This window comes from Peribacillus sp. Bi134, from assembly GCF_918698065.1.
In the GTDB taxonomy this organism is placed as follows: domain Bacteria; phylum Bacillota; class Bacilli; order Bacillales; family DSM-1321; genus Peribacillus.
This window is the reverse complement of record NZ_CAKKLN010000029.1, coordinates 1-1,391: the sequence shown is the minus strand read 5'-3', so window position 1 is coordinate 1,391 and position 1,391 is coordinate 1. Positions and strand designations below refer to the sequence as shown.

2 protein-coding genes are annotated in these 1,391 nt (G+C 44.9%); both read right to left on the bottom strand.

All coding sequences use genetic code 11. The features are described from left to right. Positions 1–998: NAD(P)/FAD-dependent oxidoreductase (locus LQ188_RS26660; RefSeq protein ID WP_230178960.1), on the bottom strand; the 998-nt coding region annotated here is incomplete at its 3' end. Between the two features lie 39 nt (positions 999–1,037). After that, the coding region (locus LQ188_RS26655) for a DUF1641 domain-containing protein (RefSeq protein WP_230178959.1) at positions 1,038–1,391 on the bottom strand (354 nt) is incomplete at its 5' end.

Genomic DNA, 1,391 nt, shown 5'->3' with positions numbered 1-1,391 from the left:
TTGCCTTCAAAGGCTGCAAATAGGTTGTAACCAACAAGCTCACCCATTTGCCAAGCATTTTGAGCAGTAGGAGCGTATGGACGGCCGCCTTCTGGAGGGAAAGCAACGGCACTGTCCCCGACAACGAATACGTCTTTATGGGATTTGGATTGCAAATACTCATTAACGGTTGCTTTGCCGCGATCCACTTCAAGGCCTGATTCGCCTACGATAGGAAGAGCCGCAACTCCGCCTGTCCAAACAAGCGTATTGGCCGTTATCGTTTGTCCATCTTTCAATTCGATTTGATTGCCTTTAACACCCGTTACAGGCAGACCTGTCAAGAATTCAACGCCGCGTGCTTCCAAGCTTGTCATCGCACGTTCGATTAAGTGGTCAGGCAGGACCGGAAGGATTTTTGGACCTGCTTCCACTAGCTTGATTTTCAAGTCCTTGAAGTCCACTCCGAACTTTTTGGCGATTTTAGGGAAATGGTCCACGATTTCACCGATTAATTCGACGCCCGTCAAGCCGCCGCCGCCGATCACGATGGTTGCGTCCGCTTCATTATTCGTTTGTGCATATTCGCGAATGCGATCTTCGATATGTTTGTAAATCTTGTTTGCATCATTTACGGATTTCAATACCATGCTGTTTTCCTCAAGTCCCGGAATGCCGAAGAATCCTGTTTGGCTTCCCAAAGCAACAACCAGGGCATCATAAGATAAAGTGGAACCATTGGCAAGTTTCACTTCTTTGTTATCGACTGAGAAAGACTCCACTTTGGAAATGACAAGGTCGATATCTTTTCCTTTGAAAAGCTTTTCCAACGGAATGGAAACGGCTTGTTCGGAAATGGATCCGCCTGCAAGACGGTGCAATTCGGTGATGATTTGGTGCGTTGGAAATTGGTTCACCACTGTAACCTGCACTTCATCTCTTTTGTAATATTCACGTACGGATAAGGCAGATAGCAATCCAGCGTAACCTGCACCTAAGATGACGATTTGTTTTGACATAGTTAATCCCCCGTCCTTACTGATTGAAAGTTAATCAAATTATTTTTGGTTTTTACGTTCTGAAGAGACTTCAAGAAAAGCTTGGGCGAAACGGAAAAGCTTTTGTGCTTGCGGATCTTTCATCATTCTTAACAGACCAAAAAGACCGATCACATCAGTATTCGCTTCTGCACGATCCTTAGCTTCGATGGCATTAGCCGCAAGACCTTTCACTGAACCCACTACAGGTGTAGCGATCTCCGAAATGGCGCTGACCGTATCATTTTTCAAGACATCATCAGTCGCAACCGATTGAGCGAAATCATAAGACTTTGTTAAAATATTCACTAACTCAGTCAGTTTTGGTAACTGCTCAACTAAAGTGTTCAATGATTCCTGAACCTCAGGCTTTAA